Origin of the sequence: Seonamhaeicola aphaedonensis, assembly GCF_003386195.1 — a bacterium.
GTDB classification, from domain to species: domain Bacteria; phylum Bacteroidota; class Bacteroidia; order Flavobacteriales; family Flavobacteriaceae; genus Seonamhaeicola; species Seonamhaeicola aphaedonensis.
Genome location: NZ_QRDX01000001.1, coordinates 742,259 through 761,072, shown reverse-complemented (window position 1 = coordinate 761,072; position 18,814 = coordinate 742,259). Strand labels below are relative to the sequence as shown.

General features: G+C 33.1%; 20 protein-coding genes and 1 tRNA gene. 7 read left to right on the top strand and 14 right to left on the bottom strand.

All coding sequences use genetic code 11. The features are described from left to right. Positions 1 to 32 precede the first annotated feature (32 nt). Both DFQ02_RS03330 and DFQ02_RS03325 read left to right on the top strand, forming a co-directional pair. Positions 33 to 1,184: a sensor histidine kinase gene (locus DFQ02_RS03330; protein WP_116039549.1), complete on the top strand. Its 1,152-nt coding sequence runs from the start codon at positions 33 to 35 to the stop codon at positions 1,182 to 1,184. 3 nt (positions 1,185 to 1,187) lie between these two features. After that, positions 1,188 to 1,538 carry a hypothetical protein gene (locus DFQ02_RS03325; RefSeq protein ID WP_116039548.1) on the top strand — a complete coding sequence of 117 codons (351 nt, stop codon included), beginning with the start codon at positions 1,188 to 1,190 and terminating at the stop codon, positions 1,536 to 1,538. Here DFQ02_RS03325 and DFQ02_RS03320 read toward each other — a convergent pair. Beyond that, positions 1,533 to 1,922 (bottom strand): HIT family protein, encoded by a 390-nt coding sequence (locus DFQ02_RS03320; RefSeq protein ID WP_116039547.1) that lies wholly within the window; start codon positions 1,920 to 1,922, stop codon positions 1,533 to 1,535. The two genes, DFQ02_RS03325 and DFQ02_RS03320, sit on opposite strands and share 6 nt — an antisense overlap. Before the next feature lie 12 nt (positions 1,923 to 1,934). Next, positions 1,935 to 2,408 carry a transcription elongation factor GreA gene (gene greA / locus DFQ02_RS03315; protein ID WP_116039546.1) on the bottom strand — a complete coding sequence of 158 codons (474 nt, stop codon included), beginning with the start codon at positions 2,406 to 2,408 and terminating at the stop codon, positions 1,935 to 1,937. A 165-nt stretch (positions 2,409 to 2,573) separates the two neighbouring features. Between greA and DFQ02_RS03310 the strand changes: the two genes are divergently transcribed. Then, the gene (locus DFQ02_RS03310; RefSeq protein ID WP_116039545.1) at positions 2,574 to 3,002 is read left to right on the top strand and encodes a hypothetical protein; all 429 of its coding nucleotides are present in this window, start codon (positions 2,574 to 2,576) and stop codon (positions 3,000 to 3,002) included. Positions 3,003 to 3,047: 45 nt separating this feature from the next. Here the strand turns inward: DFQ02_RS03310 and DFQ02_RS03305 are convergent, their stop codons facing one another. The 8 genes from DFQ02_RS03305 to DFQ02_RS03270 form a co-directional block, all read right to left on the bottom strand. Then, on the bottom strand, positions 3,048 to 5,180 hold the full coding sequence (locus DFQ02_RS03305; RefSeq protein WP_116039544.1) for a TonB-dependent receptor: 2,133 nt from the start codon (positions 5,178 to 5,180) through the stop codon (positions 3,048 to 3,050). A 316-nt stretch (positions 5,181 to 5,496) separates the two neighbouring features. Next, complete coding sequence (gene arfB, locus DFQ02_RS03300) at positions 5,497 to 5,904, bottom strand: alternative ribosome rescue aminoacyl-tRNA hydrolase ArfB (RefSeq protein ID WP_116039543.1); 408 nt, start codon at positions 5,902 to 5,904, stop codon at positions 5,497 to 5,499. Beyond that, positions 5,904 to 7,454, bottom strand: coding sequence for a DUF4301 family protein (locus tag DFQ02_RS03295; protein WP_116039542.1), 1,551 nt, complete (start codon positions 7,452 to 7,454; stop codon positions 5,904 to 5,906). The genes arfB and DFQ02_RS03295 overlap by 1 nt, the downstream gene beginning before the upstream one ends. Beyond that, positions 7,433 to 8,020, bottom strand: a complete 588-nt coding sequence (locus DFQ02_RS03290) for an AAA family ATPase (protein ID WP_116039541.1) — start codon at positions 8,018 to 8,020, stop codon at positions 7,433 to 7,435. Before DFQ02_RS03290 ends, DFQ02_RS03295 begins: the two co-directional genes overlap by 22 nt. Next, complete coding sequence (pnuC, locus tag DFQ02_RS03285; protein ID WP_116039540.1) at positions 7,981 to 8,613, bottom strand: nicotinamide riboside transporter PnuC; 633 nt, start codon at positions 8,611 to 8,613, stop codon at positions 7,981 to 7,983. The genes DFQ02_RS03290 and pnuC overlap by 40 nt, the downstream gene beginning before the upstream one ends. Then, positions 8,597 to 8,857, bottom strand: a complete 261-nt coding sequence (locus tag DFQ02_RS03280) for a thiamine-binding protein (protein ID WP_116039539.1) — start codon at positions 8,855 to 8,857, stop codon at positions 8,597 to 8,599. Before DFQ02_RS03280 ends, pnuC begins: the two co-directional genes overlap by 17 nt. Before the next feature lie 48 nt (positions 8,858 to 8,905). Beyond that, positions 8,906 to 9,628, bottom strand: a complete 723-nt coding sequence (locus tag DFQ02_RS03275) for a geranylgeranylglyceryl/heptaprenylglyceryl phosphate synthase (protein ID WP_116039538.1) — start codon at positions 9,626 to 9,628, stop codon at positions 8,906 to 8,908. Further along, positions 9,629 to 10,255, bottom strand: coding sequence for a 4'-phosphopantetheinyl transferase family protein (locus DFQ02_RS03270; protein WP_116039537.1), 627 nt, complete (start codon positions 10,253 to 10,255; stop codon positions 9,629 to 9,631). A 65-nt stretch (positions 10,256 to 10,320) separates the two neighbouring features. Here DFQ02_RS03270 and ahcY point away from each other — a divergent pair, with 65 nt between their 5' ends. The 3 genes from ahcY (at position 10,321) to DFQ02_RS03255 (ending at position 13,713) form a co-directional block, all read left to right on the top strand. Beyond that, positions 10,321 to 11,637 carry an adenosylhomocysteinase gene (gene ahcY, locus DFQ02_RS03265; protein WP_116039536.1) on the top strand — a complete coding sequence of 439 codons (1,317 nt, stop codon included), beginning with the start codon at positions 10,321 to 10,323 and terminating at the stop codon, positions 11,635 to 11,637. A gap of 142 nt (positions 11,638 to 11,779) precedes the next feature. Next, the gene (locus DFQ02_RS03260) at positions 11,780 to 12,925 is read left to right on the top strand and encodes a methionine aminotransferase (protein ID WP_116039535.1); all 1,146 of its coding nucleotides are present in this window, start codon (positions 11,780 to 11,782) and stop codon (positions 12,923 to 12,925) included. Positions 12,926 to 12,927: 2 nt separating this feature from the next. After that, on the top strand, positions 12,928 to 13,713 hold the full coding sequence (locus DFQ02_RS03255; RefSeq protein WP_116039534.1) for an amidohydrolase: 786 nt from the start codon (positions 12,928 to 12,930) through the stop codon (positions 13,711 to 13,713). Here DFQ02_RS03255 and DFQ02_RS03250 read toward each other — a convergent pair. Together DFQ02_RS03250 and DFQ02_RS03245 are read right to left on the bottom strand one after the other, a co-directional pair. Then, positions 13,694 to 15,313, bottom strand: coding sequence for an Ig-like domain-containing protein (locus tag DFQ02_RS03250; protein WP_116039533.1), 1,620 nt, complete (start codon positions 15,311 to 15,313; stop codon positions 13,694 to 13,696). The two genes, DFQ02_RS03255 and DFQ02_RS03250, sit on opposite strands and share 20 nt — an antisense overlap. A 54-nt stretch (positions 15,314 to 15,367) precedes the next feature. After that, entirely contained in the window at positions 15,368 to 16,048 is a 681-nt protein-coding gene (locus tag DFQ02_RS03245; protein WP_116039532.1) for a ComF family protein, read from the bottom strand. Positions 16,049 to 16,154: 106 nt separating this feature from the next. Between DFQ02_RS03245 and DFQ02_RS03240 the strand changes: the two genes are divergently transcribed. Further along, entirely contained in the window at positions 16,155 to 17,696 is a 1,542-nt protein-coding gene (locus DFQ02_RS03240; protein ID WP_116039531.1) for a glycine--tRNA ligase, read from the top strand. 90 nt (positions 17,697 to 17,786) lie between these two features. On the opposite strand, the gene DFQ02_RS03235 is transcribed toward DFQ02_RS03240, so the two are convergent. Both DFQ02_RS03235 and DFQ02_RS03230 read right to left on the bottom strand, forming a co-directional pair. Next, a tRNA-Ala gene (locus tag DFQ02_RS03235) sits at positions 17,787 to 17,860 on the bottom strand. A gap of 154 nt (positions 17,861 to 18,014) precedes the next feature. After that, positions 18,015 to 18,806 carry a head GIN domain-containing protein gene (locus DFQ02_RS03230; protein ID WP_116039530.1) on the bottom strand — a complete coding sequence of 264 codons (792 nt, stop codon included), beginning with the start codon at positions 18,804 to 18,806 and terminating at the stop codon, positions 18,015 to 18,017. Between the last annotated feature and the right edge of the window lie 8 nt (positions 18,807 to 18,814).

Genomic DNA, 18,814 nt, shown 5'->3' with positions numbered 1-18,814 from the left:
TTTGCATTATATTACACGTTAAATTAAGTTTAATGATTTTAACTAAATATCAAAACACCTTTCGTTGGGCCATTGTGGTTTTATCGTTTATTATTGTTTCTGTCATTTTATGGAAAACTTATGAGTTTTTTCAACATTTTAAACATGAAGAACGAGTAAAAATGGAAAATTGGTCATTTGCTCAATCTGATTTGGTAAAGACCAATAACCTAAACGAGAACATGGGTGATTTACCTTTACAAGTAATTACTAGTAATAAAACTACACCTATGATTATGGTTAATAGAGATGGCTCTGTAGACCACAATAACTTGAATCCTAAAAAAATTCAGGACACAACATATATTAATAATCTGATTGTAAAGTTTAAAAAAGAAAACAAACCTATTGAGGTTAGGTTTGATGGAAAACTTTACAGTACCATTTACTATGGTAATTCTGAGCTTTTAAATAAACTCAAATATTACCCCTTAGCATTAATCTTAATTGTAGTGTTATTTGGGGCAGTTATATTCTTCTTTTATAGTAGCAACAAAAATGCTACTCAAAACAAATTGTGGTCTGGAATGGCTAAAGAAACGGCTCATCAAATTGGAACCCCGTTATCGTCTCTTATTGGTTGGACCGAAATTTTAAAAAGTGAAAACATCAATCCTGATTACATTGCCGAAATAGAAAAGGATATTGATAGGTTAAAAATTATTACAGAACGTTTTAGTAAAATAGGGTCTTTACCAACTTTAGAAATTGCCAATATTGTTGAAGAAACCATTAATTCGTATGATTATTTAAAGGCTAGAGCTTCTAGTTCTATAGTATTCGATCTTATTGCCCCAAATAATGCCATTCCAGTAAAAATGAACAAACAGCTCTATAGTTGGACCATTGAAAACTTGGTTAAAAATGCCATTGATGCTATGAAAGGGCGTGGAAAAATAACTATAGAAATATCCCAATTAGAAGACAATGTGAAAGTAAAAGTAACCGATACAGGCAAAGGCATCTCTAAAAAGCACTTTAATAAAATTTTTGAGCCTGGCTTTACTACTAAAAAAAGAGGCTGGGGACTAGGTTTATCTCTAACTAAACGTATTATTGAAGATTTTCATAATGGAAAAATAAAAATACTTCATTCTGAAAAAGATAAAGGCACAACCATTCAAATAAGTATGAAAACTGCTTAATTTATGAAAGAATCTTTTATAACTTTAAAACAAGTTTCTTTAAAAAACAACTGTCCTGAATGTTATAATAATAAGGGGTTACAACTCACTTTTGAGCAAAAAATAGTAGAGACTAAATTTTACAAGTCTATTACACCAAACGTTAATCATTCTTTAGAATGTCTTGTTTGCAATACAATTATCTACCCTGTACAATGGACTGATGATATAGAACGTGTTTTTGAATATCAGCAAAAAACAATAAAACCTAAAAAGACTTCAAAATACTTGAAAAAGGCTTCTTGGATTGCTGTTTTATTTTTTATCCTAATAGCAATTATAATTGCTATTTTAGCAATCTATACGAGTTTATAAATGTAATTTTATGGCGTCTGCTATTTTTATAAACTCCTCTGAAGACACTTTAGCTTTTTGAATAAACCGAGCATCTTCCATAGAATGTAAAGGAATTAAGTGCACATGTACATGTGGTACTTCTAAACCGATAACCGATATACCAACACGTTTACAAGGAATAGCTTTTTCAATGGCTTTAGCAACGGTTCTTGAGAAACTCATCAAACCATTATAAGTAGCTTCGTCTAAATCAAAAATCTTATCAACTTCCTTTTTGGGTATACATAGTGTGTGTCCTTTGCTATTAGGATTAATATCAAGAAAGGCAAAAAAATCCTCGGTTTCAGCAATTTTATAACAAGGAATATCACCATTAATGATTTTTGTAAATATAGAAGCCATTACCCTATGTTATTATCTAGTTATTTCAATAATATCAAATTTCATTACTCCATTAGGGACTTGTATTTCGGCAACATCACCAACAGATTTTCCAAGCAATCCTTTACCTATTGGTGAGTTTACTGAAATTTTTCCGCTTTTTAAATCAGCTTCACTCTCAGCAACCAATGTATAACTCATTTCCATACCGTTGGTTTGATTCTTTATTTTAACTGTAGACAACACCAATACTTTAGAATTATCAAGCTGGGATTCATCAATTAGCCTTGCATTGGATAGGGTTTCTTCTAATTTAGAAATTTTCATTTCTAAAAGCCCCTGAGCCTCCTTGGCAGCATCATACTCTGCATTCTCACTTAAATCACCTTTATCTCTAGCCTCTGCAATAGCTTGCGAGGCTTTGGGACGCTCAACATCTTTTAACTGGTTTAACTCTGCTCTTAATTTTTTTAATCCTTCTGCTGTGTAGTAAGATACTTTACTCATAACTTCATTGTTTACTCACTATGTGAGGCTTATTTAATTAAAAAGATGCTGAACATGTTCAGCATCTAAATAAAATATTGGTTTAATATGTCTTTGACACAAATATACAAAATATTTAAGTGGGTTTACTTTTTGTTGTAAATTACCCGTTGTTTTTTAATTACTATGAGATTTATTTACTGTCTTATTTTTTTGTTTGTTTTAACTGCTTGTAGCGGAAATTCTGAGGAAGATGAAAACTGTAAGTTTTTATTAAATGTAACGGTTAGTGAAACTATAAATTTAAGTTTACCACAATATAGTCAGTTACAGTTTCCTGCAAACTCGGTTTATATCCCTAATGCGGGAAATGCAGGAGTTATTGTTGTTAGTACTGGTTTTGATTTTTTAGCTTGGGACGCAAGTGACCCCAATCACATACCCAACAATTGTTCTGCTTTGGTTCCTTCTGGTATAGAGGCCACTTGTGGGTGTGATGACAATAATAAGTATAGTCTTATAACAGGAGCCCCTTTAGAGAATACTTCATTACGTTGTTCTCTTAAATTCTATAGAGTAGAGAAAAATGGTAACAACCTCACTATATTTAATTAGAAAAGCGACTCATTTGAGTCGCTTTTCTATACTTTCTTATTTTGTTTAAAATCTCAACGTGGCTCCAACTAAAAAGTTGGTTGTTGCTTGTGGATAATAACCAGCTCCTTCAATGGTAGTTACCGCATTAGCATCTGACCATGTATCATCATATGTATAGTAATACCCATTGGAGACATATTCTTTGTTGAAAATATTATTGACCAAAGCAGATAACATTATGGATTTAAATAGTTTTTTGGGTTTAATTTCATAATTAACATTTAAATCATTAACAAAATAACTATCCAATTTTGAAAACTCAGAATCTACATTACCCATATATTGCTCACCTACATACTTACTCAAAAGAGACAATTGTAAGTTTTCTGCTGGAAAAAAATTAAGCGCATTACCAATTATTAAGTCTGGTGAAAAAGAAATATTTGTATCTCCTAAATTAACTAAGGCTCCATCAATTGAAGCTTTGAACTCTTTATTTTTATTACTACTTACAGCTACATTTGTTGAAGTGCTGAACGAGTTACAAAACTGAATTGATGCATCAGCTTCAATGCCAAGTCTATAACTTTTTCCACTAGTTGCTCTTAGAGGGCTTCCTACATCATCAAGACCACCAGTTAATACTAGCTGGTTTTGGTAGAACATATAATAAAGATTAGTGCTTAGTGCTACCTTGTTGGTATTATGACGCCAACCCAATTCAATGTCATTTAAGATTTCATGTTCTGTTACACCGTTTTTAAAATCATCACGATTTGGTTCTCTGTTGGCTCTTGCATATGAAGTATAGAAGCTGTTATTTTGATTTGCTTGATAGGTTAAACCTACTTTAGGGTTGAAAAAGCTGAACTCTGCATCAGTTATAAAGGATACTAAATCTGAATTTATCCCATTGGTTTTATAACTAACAAAACGCCCTTGTATATCAACAAATCCAGTAATAGCTTCAGATAATTTAAATGTTGCTTTTGAGAATACACTAAAGTCATTTTTGGTAGCATCACCTTCATAATAGCGATCACGGATGTTGGTATTAGGCGCTAAATCACTACCCCAAATTACTTCACCATAATGATCTCCAGTATAAACGCTATAAGATAAACCAGATATAATTTCAACAGCATTTTTTTTGTAGGTTGTATTCATGTTAATTACATAAAAATCATTATCCAACCAACGACGAACAATGACATCAGAATCATCTTCAATTAAATTAGCAAAACCTGCTGCAGATTCATCCTCTTTAAACTGCTCAAAGTAACCTTTTCCTTTGGTATAGTTTAATCCAATATTAGTAGACCAATTATTGTCTAAGCGCTGGTTCCAATGTAATTGATAATGGTCTTGCCAGTAATTATCGGTTTCATTATCATAAGTGTAAGGGTTTTGACGACGATCTTGCTGTAACTGTTCGGCAGTTAAACCAAACCAAGATTGATAGGTGTATTCTTTATTTCCAAAGGTTAGCGCCTTAATTAAAGTATTACCATCTTTATAAATACCTTGTAAGAAATACGATTTTAAATCGGTAAAAGCTCTATCTACATAGCCATCAGAATCAATTTTTGAAAAACGTCCTGATATTTCAAAATGGTCATTAAGTAAACCAGTGCTTATTTTTACAGTATGCTTTCTAGTATTAAAACTACCAAAACTATTTGATATTTCAGCAAAAGCCTCTTTTGAAAAGGCATCAGTCAACAGATTCAAACTAGCTCCAAAAGCACCAGATCCATTTGTAGAAGTACCTACGCCACGTTGTAACTGTAAACTTTCTGTAGACGAGGCAAAATCGCCTAAATTCACCCAAAAAGTACCTTGGCTTTCTGGGTCGTTGTATGGAATTCCATTAATGGTTACATTCACTCTGGTAGCATCAGTACCACGCACACGAATTCCAGTGTATCCAATCCCTGCACCTGCATCACTAGTAGTTACTACAGATGGTAGGTAGTTGAGTAAAATAGGCATATCTTGACCCAAATTACGCTTTGCCAACTCTTCCTTATCTACATTGGAATGGGTAATTGGAGAATCGGCATCAACCCTAACGGCTTTTACCAAAACTTCATCAAGTTTTTCTCGTGAGGTTGAATCTTGTTGAATTTGATTTTGTTGCGCATTAACGCCGACTGATAACACTAAAAGTGTTAAAAAAAGAAATAAATTTTTCATGTCGATTAAAAAGTTATAATCGAATAAAAAGAGGTAATTATTCTTTAAATTAATAAATTGATTTTCAATAATGAGATGCTAAAATAAGTTAAGCATAACAGCATTATAATTTCCTAAACAGCATTACCTGTTCTAGGTTCAATGGGTATGATCTCAGCCTCTCTGGAGTTAAAAGTTAAAAGTTAAAAGTTAAAAGTCATTTTTTCATGACTGCCAACTGTAAAACTGATAACTGCTAACTGAAAAGCACCCCTTTTTGAGAACAGTGCAAATGTACGCTAGAATTACAAATTACTGGGTAGTAATTTCGATTTTTTTAGTCTATATCGGGTTTTCTTCTATGAGCCTTTTTTTCGGCCTGTTTTTGTTTCTCCTTTAATCGCTTTCTTATGATAGACTTCGGCGTTTTTGTGGGAATACGTTTTTTCTTAATTATCAAAGCGTTTTTTATCAATTCTAAAAAACGATTAATAACTAAGGTTTTATTTTTAATTTGACTCCTGGTTTCACCACATTGAAGAATAAGTACGCCTTCCTTTGTTAGTCTCTTTTTAAGTTTTTGTAAAAGCTTTTGTTTTTGTTCTTCAGAAAGTATTGATGATTCATTTACATTAAAATCCAATTCAACCTTTGTAGCTACTTTATTAACGTGCTGACCACCACTGCCAGAACTTTTTATGGCTTTAAAAGACACTTCGTTTAATAAGGCTTCTTTGTCAAACATTATTCAACTTGGTGAGCAGGTAATAGCAAATCATTGACAGTTTTTACAGGATTGAAGGTTTCTAATGGTACTTCTACAAATACAGAAATCCAACCAGCCATACTACCATTCCATAGACCAGGTAGTTCTAAAGCTTTTATATTAACACCATTTTGAGTTTTTGTGGTAATAAAGGAAGCATTATGATCAACATAGTTTTTAAGATTAAACTTTTCGCCCTTATAATTCTTTACTGCACAAACCAAATCTGTTGGGTTAAAATGGGTGGCTTTATAAACAATACCTTGTTGCTCTTTGCTGCTAAAGTTAATTTGTGCAAACTCAACTATTTGAAGTGAAATATTACTATCTTTTCCTTTTACCCAAAACGGACCACCACCAGGTTGACCTTCGTTCTTAACCATACCACAAACTCTAATTGGCCTGTTGAGCTTTTCTTTTAAATAAGCTGCCTTTTTATCTGAACTGAAATTGTCAAATTCTGGTTTTATGACAACATTTAATTTATGAATTAAAAACAGTGCCATTATTTTATAATCCTCATCATCACAGTCATTCTTATCTAGCTTGTTTAAATAGACAAAAACTTTTTCTTGAATATGTAGTAGCACTCCCCCAAGAAGTTTTTTATATTCAGAAATAGTAACATTTTTATCAGCTACAGTTATGTTATCTATGTTTTTAATAAAGATAAGGTCATAATCTAAATCGTTTAAATTTTCTAAAAGCGCACCATGTCCTGCCGGTCTAAACAAAATGGAGCCATCTTCTTTTCTACATATTGAATTATCAGGCGTAAGAGCAACCGTTTCAGTTGCTTCCTTTTGATATGAATAAGATACTTTAAATTGAACCCCTGTTTCTTTTGTCAATCCTTTATTTACGCTTTCAAACTCAAATTCAAAATACTTGAGATGATTACTCGAAACTGTAAAATGAAGGTTTGCTAAATTATTTGAGCTAGCATATAAAGTAGCTTCTAACAAATGCTCTCTAAAAGCAGAAACTACCTCATCACCATATTTATGAAATGGGAGCAATCCCTTTGGAAAAAAACTATAGTTTAGAGCTTTATGATCTAACATAGCTTTTACAAAGGACTTACAAGTTTCATCATACGACATATGATTGAAAGCAGGCTTATTCTTTTTTAATGTTCTAATTACCTCTTTATAAAACGGAAATGCTTCTAAATTTGAAAAAAAAGTTTTTACTAAATCATTACTTTGTCTGTCTATAAACTGGTTAATGGTTTCTTTTTTTGGATTAAACTTTTTTAAAAACTGAAATAAAAATTTAAACATTCTGGTAGCAGCTCCAGAAGCTGGAACAAACTTAACCATTGACAAATTATTTTTCTTGCTCTCAAAAAACTTAATATAACTGTCTGTGTCTTTTTCGGTAAATTTTTCTATGCCTCGACCAATAGTAGCTGCAGCCAATAATTTAGAATACGAAACGCCATTTTTTAAACGTTCAACTTGTAAATTTAATTGGTCAATAGTAATACCTTTACTATGTATTTGATCTATATCTTTTTCTGAAAACATTCTTTTCTTTGCAATAATTCGTCAATATGTCTAACAGCTTCCTGTAAGCGTTCTTTTTTATTTCCTTTTAGTAAAACAAATGGTCTTTTTTGTTTCATCAATTCATTGTGAAAAGCTTCAAACATTATTTCTCTTTCGGTTGGTTTATCCCTTAAATCATCTGCTTCCCAAGGCACGTCAATATAGGTTAAAAAATATAAATCGTAAGTATTTTCTATGGCATATTTCTCTAAAATTGGATCACAACTTCCTACATAGTAAGCTTCCGAATATACTTTGGTTTCTAATAAATCTGTATCACAAATCAAAACGGTATCTGTTTTTTGGGCTAATTCATTTTCAAGACGTATTTGTCCCTCGGCAATTGGTAATAAATCATTTGGTTCACAAGTTTTACGTTGATTATTCCATTTGTTTTGAAGATACTCTCTAGCATATTCTGGCACCCAAACCGAATTATAATGTCTGGCCAATTGTCTGGATAATGTGGTTTTTCCGGTAGATTCAGGGCCAAACAAAACTACTTTTACACAGTCTGCTGGTTGTTGTTTAAGGTTTTTTTCCATGCAAAATATCCTTGAATTGCTAATATAGTGAAGATTAAATATTGCAGAGACAACATGCCCCAGCCTCTGTAGGCATATAATGGTACTGTAATGATATCGGCAAATATCCAAAGGGTCCAATTCTCAATTTTCTTATTGGCCATATACCACATGGCGGTAAAAAATATTCCCGAAGTAAATATGTCTATATAATTTGATGTTTCTATGTTTGTACCATAGCATTTGTAAACACCATAGGTAACAAATACAGTTAAAAAAAACATACCAAAACCAATTAGTTTCTCTTTTTTGTTAGTCCTTGAAATAGGAACAACATAGGTATTTTCTTTTTTTCTAGACCAATTCCACCACCCATAAATACTCATTACAGAGTAATAGAAATTAATCATCATATCACCCATTAATTCATCCTTAAAAAAAATATAAACAGTAATAACAGTAGCCAACAAACCTGTTGGATATACCAAAATATTCTCTTTTTTGGCATATACTACACTGGCAATTCCAAAAACAAAAGCTATGGCTTCAAGAATAACTAGATATGTTTCTCTATATCTATAGGGTTCAAATAAAAAATCAAAAATGGGGTTCATAATCGTATCTATCAGATTTTACAATCTTCATATATAGTAAGCCTTTATCTATAAGTTCAAAAGCCTCTTTAATCTCAGTTTTTAAAACCTCCATCACTTTATCATAATCACCATATACTTGTGTACTTAAAGGGTTTTCTATGACCTTTAAATTGGAGACTCTTAGTTTTTTTATAAAATGAATGATAGCAGGTTCAAAGTCATCCTGCAAAGGTGTTAATGTCAATTCTACTGATATTTTCATAGTTTTTAATTAAATCTTAAGATGCTGAATCAAGTTTAGAATGACAAGTTACTTCCTTAATTCGTCAAAAAATAATTCATCTTCTTCCAATACAGTTCCAATAACTACCATATCGGCACCATTTTCGTAAGTGTTCTTAATTTGTTGAACAGTTCTTATACCTCCTCCTACAATAAGTGGTATGTTTAATTCCTTTTTTAGCGCCTTTATAATATCATTTGAAGCTGAATTGACCGCTCCACTACCCGCTTCTAAATAAATGAGTTTCATTCCTAAAAGTTCCCCAGCTTTAGCGGTATCTACTACCTCTTGAATATTGTTTACAGACAAAGGTTTGGTATTTGTCTCACGCTCTACAGCGGTTTGTTTTCCACCATTTATTAAAATATATCCTGTTGAGATTACCTCAAGTTGGGTTTCCCTTAATTTAGGGATAGAGTCTACATGCTTCCCTATTAAGTACTCCGGGTTTCTTCCAGAAATGAGGGATAAAAATAAAAGAGCATCAGCTTCATCGGTTATTTGATTTACATCACCCGGGAATATAATAATAGGTAGTTTTGTGTGCTTTTTTATTTCTTTCACCAAAACATCAGTAGCATTGCCGTTAACCGTACTTCCGCCAACAAATATATGGGTGGCTTTTGATTGATTTACCTTCAGCATAAAACCAACAACATTGCGAAGCAAGACTTTGTCAGGGTCTATTAATATAGCTAACAGATTTTTACCTTTTAAAATTGATGATTGTATATTTTGGTAAACACTCATTTAAGCAATAGCATAAGCACAAGAAAAACCCTCAAACTCCAAAAATTGGATGTTATAACGGTGCTTTTGGTTTTTATAATCTATCCAAGCAATGGTTTCTTGGTCTTCAATATTAAAGGGAATAGCAAAACAATGGTTCTTAAAACTTAACCCCGGTGTTAAAAAAAGTTTGTATAATGATTCTTTTATACACCAGAGAATAGTAAGTTTTCTTATGTAATCTGGTGAACCTTCATTTAAATAGTCATTTTCATAATCGATAAACTTATGAGCAATAATTGTGATTTTATCTCGTTGTTTTTCAACATCAATTCCCACAATTAGATCACTAACAATAACAGCCGAAAAATTAAAAGAATGAGTTATGGAAATATGTTTACCATCCTTTAAATGCGGTTTACCAAAATTATCATAATATAAGTCGGCGTCTTGATATCCAAACTCCCTAAGTAAATGACGTACACTCAAAAACCCACGTTGGTGAATTTCACTTTTCATATCCTCAACACGTTCTAAACTAGCTTTTGTTAAAGCCAGTGGTTTCATTAAGTCAATATACGATTCAGAAATCTTCCAGATTTTAACACAAGTTTGTGAATTAGGTGTAATGGTTTTATAAAGAGGCATTTACTTTTATGAAAGTTATTGGTTATCTTTGCAGTCTAAAATTTAAGACCCACAAATATAATAATATGAGTACAAAAACAGTTGCTTACATTCCTAATAAGGTTAAAGATATTTCTTTAGCCGATTGGGGAAGAAAAGAAATTGAATTAGCTGAAGCTGAAATGCCTGGGCTTATGAGCCTACGCGAAGAATATAAAGATTCTCAACCACTAAAAGGAGCACGTATTGCAGGGTGTTTACACATGACGATTCAAACAGCAGTTTTAATTGAAACGCTGCAAGCTTTGGGTGCCGAGGTAACTTGGAGTTCATGTAACATTTTCTCTACACAAGATCATGCTGCTGCTGCCATAGCTGCTGCTGGAACCGCTGTTTATGCATGGAAAAACATGAACGAGGAAGAATTTGACTGGTGTATTGAACAAACCTTATTTTTTGGTGATGACAGAAAACCACTAAATATGATTCTTGATGATGGAGGAGATTTAACCAACATGGTTTTAGACAAATACCCCGAATTGGTTCCTGGGATTAAAGGTTTAAGTGAAGAGACTACTACTGGAGTTCATCGTTTATACGAGCGTGTTAAAAACGGAACCCTACCAATGCCTGCCATCAATGTTAATGATTCTGTGACTAAATCTAAATTTGATAACAAGTACGGATGTAAAGAAAGCGCTGTAGATGCTATTCGTAGAGCCACTGATGTGATGTTAGCTGGTAAGCGTGTGGTTGTTTGTGGTTATGGTGATGTTGGTAAAGGAACAGCGGCTTCATTTAGGGGAGCGGGAAGCATTGTAACTGTTACTGAAATTGATCCAATATGTGCCTTACAAGCAGCTATGGATGGTTTTGAAGTAAAACGTTTAGAGACAGTTGTGGGTAATGCAGATATTGTCATTACCACTACAGGAAATAAAGATATTGTTACTGGCAATCATTTCAAAACCATGAAAGACAAAACCATTGTTTGTAACATAGGGCATTTTGACAATGAAATTGATATGGCTTGGTTAAACGCTAACTACGGCAATACAAAAGTTGAAATAAAACCTCAGGTGGATAAATATACCTTAAACGGCAAAGATATTATCATTCTAGCCGAAGGACGTCTGGTAAACTTAGGTTGTGCTACAGGTCACCCTAGTTTTGTAATGAGTAACTCATTTACCAACCAAACGTTAGCGCAAATTGAACTTTGGAATAATTCTGAAGCATACGAAAATAAAGTGTACATGCTGCCAAAGCACTTAGATGAAAAAGTAGCTAAATTGCACTTAGAAAAAATTGGCGTTGAGTTAACAGAACTTAGAGAAGATCAAGCTGAGTATATAGGTGTTACGGTTAAAGGCCCCTTCAAACCAGAACATTACAGATATTAGTTAGACTGTTAGAGTCATAGACTTCTAGATATTTAAAAATCCCAAGTAATTATGCTTGGGTTTTTTTATGGAAGAACCTACCTATTACGAGCAAAATTTATTAAAGGTACTAAGTGTTTCAGATTAATATTATCTTTACTTAATGCAGTACATTTCTAAATTACCAAATGTCGGGACTACCATTTTTACGGTGATGAGTGCTTTAGCTAAAAAGCATAATGCCGTTAATTTATCTCAAGGGTTTCCTGATTTTGAAAGTGATAAAAAGTTAATATATCTTGTAACTAAGGCAATGAATACAGGTTACAATCACTATGCACCTATGCGAGGTCTTTTGGAACTAAAAGAAACGATTGCAAAAAAATTTGACACACTTTATGGAACCACATATCATCCTGAGAAAGAAATCACGATAACGGCAGGAGCTACTCAGGCTATATCCACAATAATTACAACGTTTATAAATAGGCACGATGAAGTTATTATTTTCCAGCCTGCTTATGATAGTTATCAACCCATGGTTGAGCTAAATGGCGGTACTGTAATTCCTGTTCAATTAAAAGTTACAAATAATTTTAAGGTGAATTGGAATGACGTTGGAACCAAGATTAATGATAAGACTAAAATGATTATTATTAATTCACCGCACAACCCTACAGGGTCAGTACTTTCTAAAGAAGATATGCAGAATTTAGAAGCGTTAACAAGAGAAACAAGTATCATTATATTAAGTGATGAGGTTTACGAACATATGATTTTTGATGAGTTGGAACACCAAAGCGCTTGTTTATTTCCAGATTTAAAATCGAGGACATTTGTGGTGGCTTCATTTTGTAAAACATTTCATAATACGGGATGGCGACTTGGCTATTGTTGTGCTCCAAAAGACCTGATGAATGAGTTTGTGAAGGTACATCAGTATAGTGTGTTTGGAATTCATCACCCTACCCAAAAGGGTATTGCAGATTATATGCAAAATCCAGAGCATTATTTAGGGTTATCTGATTTCTATCAGGAAAGGCGGGATTACTTTTTAGACTTAATTAAAGAATCTAGGTTTAAATTTACTCCTGCGAAGGGAACCTATTTTCAATTGCTAGATTATTCTGAAATCACGGATGAACACGACGTAGATTTAGCAAAAATATGGACCATGGAGAAGAAAATAGCTTCCATACCTCTTTCTGTTTTTAATGCTAATGGTTTGGATGACAAAGTTCTCCGTTTTTGCTTTGCTAAAAAAGATGACACCTTAAAACGAGCAGCAGATATTTTAAATGCTATTTAAAAATGCAACAACAGTTAAAAGTAACCTTAATACAATCTGATTTGATTTGGGAGAACCCTAAACAAAATAGAATCAATTTTGAGAAAAGAATTGCCTCAATCTCTGAAAACGTCGACTTGATTGTGCTTCCTGAAATGTTCACAACGGGTTTTACTATGAATGCCGAAAGTGTTGCTGAAACTATGCAAGGAGAGACTATAAAATGGATGAAGCAAATGGCCTTCAATTACGATACGGCTATTGTTGGAAGTATTGTGATTTCAGAAAACCAAAAGTTTTATAACAGACTATTGTTTACATATCCTTCAGGTGAGGTAAATTACTATGATAAAAGGCATACCTTCACTTTAGCTGGTGAAGATATGGTTTATGCTAGCGGAAATGAAAGGGTTATCATAGATTATAAAGGTTGGAAGATTTGCCCCTTGGTTTGTTATGATTTACGATTTCCTGTTTGGGCAAGAAATACCGACAATTATGATGTTTTGCTTTACGTTGCCAACTGGCCGAAACCAAGAGTTTTAGCTTGGGAGGCTCTTTTGAAAGCTCGCGCCATAGAAAACATGAGTTACTGTGTAGGTGTTAACAGAGTTGGTGTAGATGGTTTGAATATAGAATATTCAGGTCACTCAGCTGTTTATAACGTTTTAGGGCAAGAAATGTCTGCAATAAAACAGAACAAGGAGCAAGCTGAAACAGTGATATTACAAAAGCAACATATAAAAAAATACCGCAGTACGTTAAAGTTTTTAGACGACCGTGATGAGTTTACTCTGAAAGAAAGTTGAGCGTTTGAATATGTTCCCAGCTAGCACGTACTTGCTCGTCATTATCAAAAATGAAATGACTAACTTTTTCGGGCTGTACCTTCTTTAAATAACTTCCAGTGTCATACTTTTTATTACCATTAGCGTCATGAATTACTCTAATATCGTATTTGCCAGGGTTTATATCTAGAAAATCAATTTGTTCTGGTTTAGTAGCATATTTTTCATATTTAACATCACCTTTACTGTCTGTTAGCTGTATAATTACTGGATACTTAGCACCAACAAGGGTTAAACGTACAAAACCATAATCGGCTTCTTTTTTGGTTCTCACAGAATACTGAAGCGTGTCTATATTTTTATCTTCATAGAAGTCAGTAAAAGCTTCAGGTTCAATGTTGAAATCATACTTGTTTGCATAACTTTTTTTGAAGTCGAAAACGTAGGTATTATTTATAGTATCAAATTTTGTTTTAAATTCTACATTGACTGAATCTTTATCCATAAGGGAGACCTTTGAGGTGTCTAAAGAAATTATAGGTGTGGAAGCCCTAATTTTAAAAGACTCTTGAAGTCCTACATTTCCTGAATTAGCCGCACTAAAAGTCAATGAATCTCTTTCTTGAGGTCTCATACGAGGCGTATATTCTTTTTCGTAACCAATATTAGATATTTTAAAAACTAAGGAGTCAACCTCTAATTTAGGTTTGTACCAATAGTATAATGTATCCGTTGTTTCATCTTTAATAATTCTATGGGCAAAATCTTCTGGAACCTCAGATAGTACATCAATCTTCATGTTTTTATGGTCTCCTTCATAGCCAAACGTTATTTTTTCACCCGATTCCATTTTGGGTTTAACCGCCTTGAAATCTAATTCTTCACGAAACAATTTTAGGGTATATAGCGAATCTGTAGGAACGGTAATAAAGGTTTCATGAAAAGCTATTTGATCGGTTTTTTGTTGAAATTTATTATCTCCGTTGTTATCTTTCAAAGCCATAAGCATATACTTACCAGCTTTTATGTTTTCAATAGAAAAAGTTGTTAAACTGTCTAGTGTATTGGTGATATATTTTGGGACCTCTTTATAAATTATAGAATCTGTAAAGGTAGAATCTACTTCATATAAAGCCACATTCACAAAGGTTTCGGGTTTTTTGTTATAGGCGTCTATGATATTTCCATTTACAGTTAAAGAGTCTATATAACTTCCAGTAGAAAATACATATCTGTAATATGGATAAGGGTTTCCTTCATTGTTATCTGTAATACTATTCCCAAAATTAAAGGCGTATGTTGTATTTGGTTGCAACGTATCCATGATTTTAATGGTAATCTTCTTACTTGCTCCACTTAAAGGTTTTACCTCAGGTTTGTAATCCATGGGAGGAGAAATAATAAGCTGTTTTTGCAAGTCTTTTATTTTTACAAACTCGTTAAAAGTGATTTCAATTTCTTTAGCATTAAAATTGGTAGTATAATTTTGGGGAGATTCTTTAACAATTACTGGTGGGTCCTCATCTTTTGGACCACCCTCAGGAGTACCTTTGTTTGCGCAATTAACAAGTGCAAAACATAAAAAAAGTATTGAAATAAATTTTGAAAGCTTTTTAGCCATTGCCAATTTTAGTTTTGCACAAACCTACACAAATTTAGAAATATAACGAGCAATTTAAGGTACTATTGCCATGGTAGCAACACTAATCTTAATATTGTTTGCTTGGTTTAATACCAAAGCACATGCCTCTATGGTTGCACCTGTTGTAATAATATCATCAACCAATAAAATATGTTTGTTTTCAATTGAACTCATATTTTTTAGAGCAAAGAGTTCATTACTATCTTTCCAACGCGCCAATCTTGTTTTTTTTGTTTGAGATTTTGTGTTGGTAATTTTAACCAGAACGTTGTCTGTATAGACAGCATTTAAGGCCAACGCAATTTGTTTCCCAAATTTGGCCACTTGATTATACCCACGCTTGCGTAATTTATTTTTATGTAGTGGCACAGGAATAACCACATCTATATTTTGATAAGCTGCGATTTCTTTCAATTCACCTCCAAGCCAATTTCCAAGAGTAAAACCTACAGGCTCATAGCCCTTATATTTTAAACCATGGAGAAGTTTTTGAACAAGCCCTTGCTTTTCAAACCTAAAAAGCGCAGTGCCGTTTTCAATATTGGCACGTCCATAAAGTACTTTTTTAATGCTCTGGTCATTATCAAAATGAAAATTCGTAATAGGTAAATCATGTCTGCAACTAACACAAATAGTATCCTCATTGTCATTTAAAAAATTAAGACAAGCATAGCATACTTTTGGAAAAAATAGGTTTATTAAAGGTTGAAACATATTTGATAATATAGATTTGGTAAACTTAGATGAAAATATATGAATTTTGATTTAATTTTTATAACAGAAAGCTTTTAGTTTCAGGGGGTTTTATATTTTTGCACCTATGGCAAATCAAGACGATAAATTCAAGAAGGTTATTTCGCATGCAAAGGAGTACGGGTATGTGTTTCAAAGTAGTGAAATTTATGATGGTTTAAGTGCAGTTTATGACTATGCTCAGAATGGTGCAGAGTTAAAGAAAAACATACGTGACTATTGGTGGAAAGCTATGGTGCAAATGCATGAAAACATAGTGGGTATTGATGCTGCTATTTTTATGCATCCAACTACTTGGAAGGCGTCTGGACATGTTGATGCTTTTAACGACCCCTTAATAGATAATAAAGACTCCAAAAAACGTTACAGAGCCGATGTTTTAATTGAAGATTATTGTGCCAAAATTGAAGCTAAAATAGATAAAGAAGTAGCCAAGGCAGAGAAGCGTTTTGGTGAAGCTTTTAATAAAGAAGAATTCATTACAACAAACGGGCGCGTTTTAGGGTATCAAAAGAAAATTGACGAGACGTTATCACGTATGGCGAAGTCTTTAGAGAACGAAGATTTAGCCGATGTTAAAGCCCTTATTGAAGAATTAGAAATTGCAGACCCATTAACAGGTTCTAAAAACTGGACAGATGTTAAGCAGTTTAACTTAATGTTTGATACCAAGCTGGGTGCTTCGGCCGACAGTGCTATGGACTTATATTTACGTCCTGAAACGGCTCAAGGTATTTTTGTAAACTTTTTAAACGTTCAAAAAACGAGCCGATTAAAGATACCTTTTGGGATTGCTCAAACAGGTAAAGCGTTTAGAAATGAAATTGTAGCTAGACAATTTATCTTTAGAATGCGTGAGTTTGAACAAATGGAAATGCAGTTTTTTATTAAACCAGGCACTCAAAAAGAATGGTATGAACATTGGAAACAAACCCGGTTAAAATGGCATTTGTCATTAGGAATGGGTGAAGGTTTGTACCGCTTTCATGACCACGAAAAGTTAGCACACTATGCGGATGCAGCAGCCGATATTGAATTTAAATTCCCATTTGGATTTAAAGAATTAGAGGGGATTCACTCTAGGACTGATTTTGATTTAAGCCAGCATGAAAAATACTCAGGGAAGAAACTTCAATACTTCGACCCAGAAGAAAACAAAAGTTATGTGCCTTATGTGTTAGAAACATCCATTGGTTTAGATAGAATGTTTTTGGCAGTATTCTCCAATTCGTTACAAGAAGAAGATCTTGATAATGGTACTACCAGGACGGTATTAAAATTACCAAGTGTATTAGCTCCAGTAAAAGCTGCCGTATTACCTTTAGTGAAAAAAGATGGCTTACCAGAAATAGCCAGAAAGATTGTAGATGAATTGAAATGGGATTTTAATGTGATTTATGATGAAAAGGATGCCGTAGGGCGCCGCTACAGAAGGCAGGATGCGAATGGAACACCATTTTGTATAACGGTAGATCATGATACTTTAGAGAATAATACAGTTACTATTCGACACAGAGATAGTATGGAGCAAGAGCGCGTTAATATTGATGCCTTAAGAGAGATCATCAAAAAAGAAGTAGATGTGCGTTCTTGGTTAATGAAGATGTAAAAATCTAAAGCCTTCGTTTCTAATTTATAAACACAATCGCATAAAAAAAGCTTTCCTTAAACAGTTATTGTTTCGGAAAGCTTTTTTATGTGGAGAAGAGCGGACTCGAACCGCCGACCTCTTGACTGCCAGTCAAGCGCTCTAGCCAGCTGAGCTACATCCCCAATTTTTGGATTATGCAAATGTATATATTTCTATAAAAAAATAGCACTAAAATCTACCATACATTTATTTATTTTTTAAATCACATAGATACAGTAAAAAAAGCTCCAAGGAAATTCCTTGAAGACTTCTTTCTGTAAAGCTTTCTATTTAAATTTAATTTGCGCTGATAACGCTACCAGAACCAGTAATGTCTGTATTTATACTTGGTGTGCCCTTATAATAAACATTACCGCTACCTTCTATTTCGACATCTAGATTAGTTGAACATTTTACCTCTACATTGCCTGAGCCTTCAATATAAACGGTACAATGATTTGCTATAAAATTAAAGCCAAGTATATTTCCTGAGCCTTGATTTCTAATAGTTAAATCATTTGCAATACCATTAATTTCAATATTGCCTGTTCCTTCATTCTCTATAGAAAAAGTGCTATTATTATCAATGTTATTAAGAACCACATCGCCTATTCCAAAATTCTTTAGGCTATTTAGGTTGGCTACAGTAATATTAGCTTGAATACTAATTCCTCTGTAGTTATAATGTTCATCTAAATACAGATGTAATTCATTGTTGTAGACTACTGTTCTAACCTTATCAATAATATTATCATCTGAGGTTATTTCTAAGGACTGTATTGGTCCCTGGGTAACCGTTAAGTCAATAATACCTTCACTCTTAATTTTTGTAAAGGAATCAACGGCTCTAGTTTCTGTGGTTAAATTTCCTGAACCGAAGAGTGTGTCGTCATCAGAACATGAAGTAACACATACCAATAACATTAATATTGGTAGCATCATTAAGTTTTTCATTTTTGCTGTTTTTAAGTTTAATTCTTGATTTAATTTTACCCATGGTATCCGTTGAAAGTTTATAGGAGTCCATTCGTTTTCTGATTGATTATAATCATGACGATTATCAATTGTTTTTGTTTCTCTTGTTTTCATTTTATAGT

What these genes read in the sequence shown, in the direction of transcription:
- DFQ02_RS03330 (WP_116039549.1), top strand. Translation starts at nt 33, where the DNA reads ATGATTTTAACTAAATATCAAAACACCTTTCGTTGGGCCATTGTGGTT.
- DFQ02_RS03325 (WP_116039548.1), top strand. Translation starts at nt 1,188, where the DNA reads ATGAAAGAATCTTTTATAACTTTAAAACAAGTTTCTTTAAAAAACAAC.
- DFQ02_RS03320 (WP_116039547.1), bottom strand. Translation starts at nt 1,922, where the DNA reads ATGGCTTCTATATTTACAAAAATCATTAATGGTGATATTCCTTGTTAT.
- greA (WP_116039546.1), bottom strand. Translation starts at nt 2,408, where the DNA reads ATGAGTAAAGTATCTTACTACACAGCAGAAGGATTAAAAAAATTAAGA.
- DFQ02_RS03310 (WP_116039545.1), top strand. Translation starts at nt 2,574, where the DNA reads ATGAGATTTATTTACTGTCTTATTTTTTTGTTTGTTTTAACTGCTTGT.
- DFQ02_RS03305 (WP_116039544.1), bottom strand. Translation starts at nt 5,180, where the DNA reads ATGAAAAATTTATTTCTTTTTTTAACACTTTTAGTGTTATCAGTCGGC.
- arfB (WP_116039543.1), bottom strand. Translation starts at nt 5,904, where the DNA reads ATGTTTGACAAAGAAGCCTTATTAAACGAAGTGTCTTTTAAAGCCATA.
- DFQ02_RS03295 (WP_116039542.1), bottom strand. Translation starts at nt 7,454, where the DNA reads ATGTTTTCAGAAAAAGATATAGATCAAATACATAGTAAAGGTATTACT.
- DFQ02_RS03290 (WP_116039541.1), bottom strand. Translation starts at nt 8,020, where the DNA reads ATGGAAAAAAACCTTAAACAACAACCAGCAGACTGTGTAAAAGTAGTT.
- pnuC (WP_116039540.1), bottom strand. Translation starts at nt 8,613, where the DNA reads ATGAACCCCATTTTTGATTTTTTATTTGAACCCTATAGATATAGAGAA.
- DFQ02_RS03280 (WP_116039539.1), bottom strand. Translation starts at nt 8,857, where the DNA reads ATGAAAATATCAGTAGAATTGACATTAACACCTTTGCAGGATGACTTT.
- DFQ02_RS03275 (WP_116039538.1), bottom strand. Translation starts at nt 9,628, where the DNA reads ATGAGTGTTTACCAAAATATACAATCATCAATTTTAAAAGGTAAAAAT.
- DFQ02_RS03270 (WP_116039537.1), bottom strand. Translation starts at nt 10,255, where the DNA reads ATGCCTCTTTATAAAACCATTACACCTAATTCACAAACTTGTGTTAAA.
- ahcY (WP_116039536.1), top strand. Translation starts at nt 10,321, where the DNA reads ATGAGTACAAAAACAGTTGCTTACATTCCTAATAAGGTTAAAGATATT.
- DFQ02_RS03260 (WP_116039535.1), top strand. Translation starts at nt 11,780, where the DNA reads ATGCAGTACATTTCTAAATTACCAAATGTCGGGACTACCATTTTTACG.
- DFQ02_RS03255 (WP_116039534.1), top strand. Translation starts at nt 12,928, where the DNA reads ATGCAACAACAGTTAAAAGTAACCTTAATACAATCTGATTTGATTTGG.
- DFQ02_RS03250 (WP_116039533.1), bottom strand. Translation starts at nt 15,313, where the DNA reads ATGGCTAAAAAGCTTTCAAAATTTATTTCAATACTTTTTTTATGTTTT.
- DFQ02_RS03245 (WP_116039532.1), bottom strand. Translation starts at nt 16,048, where the DNA reads ATGTTTCAACCTTTAATAAACCTATTTTTTCCAAAAGTATGCTATGCT.
- DFQ02_RS03240 (WP_116039531.1), top strand. Translation starts at nt 16,155, where the DNA reads ATGGCAAATCAAGACGATAAATTCAAGAAGGTTATTTCGCATGCAAAG.
- DFQ02_RS03230 (WP_116039530.1), bottom strand. Translation starts at nt 18,806, where the DNA reads ATGAAAACAAGAGAAACAAAAACAATTGATAATCGTCATGATTATAAT.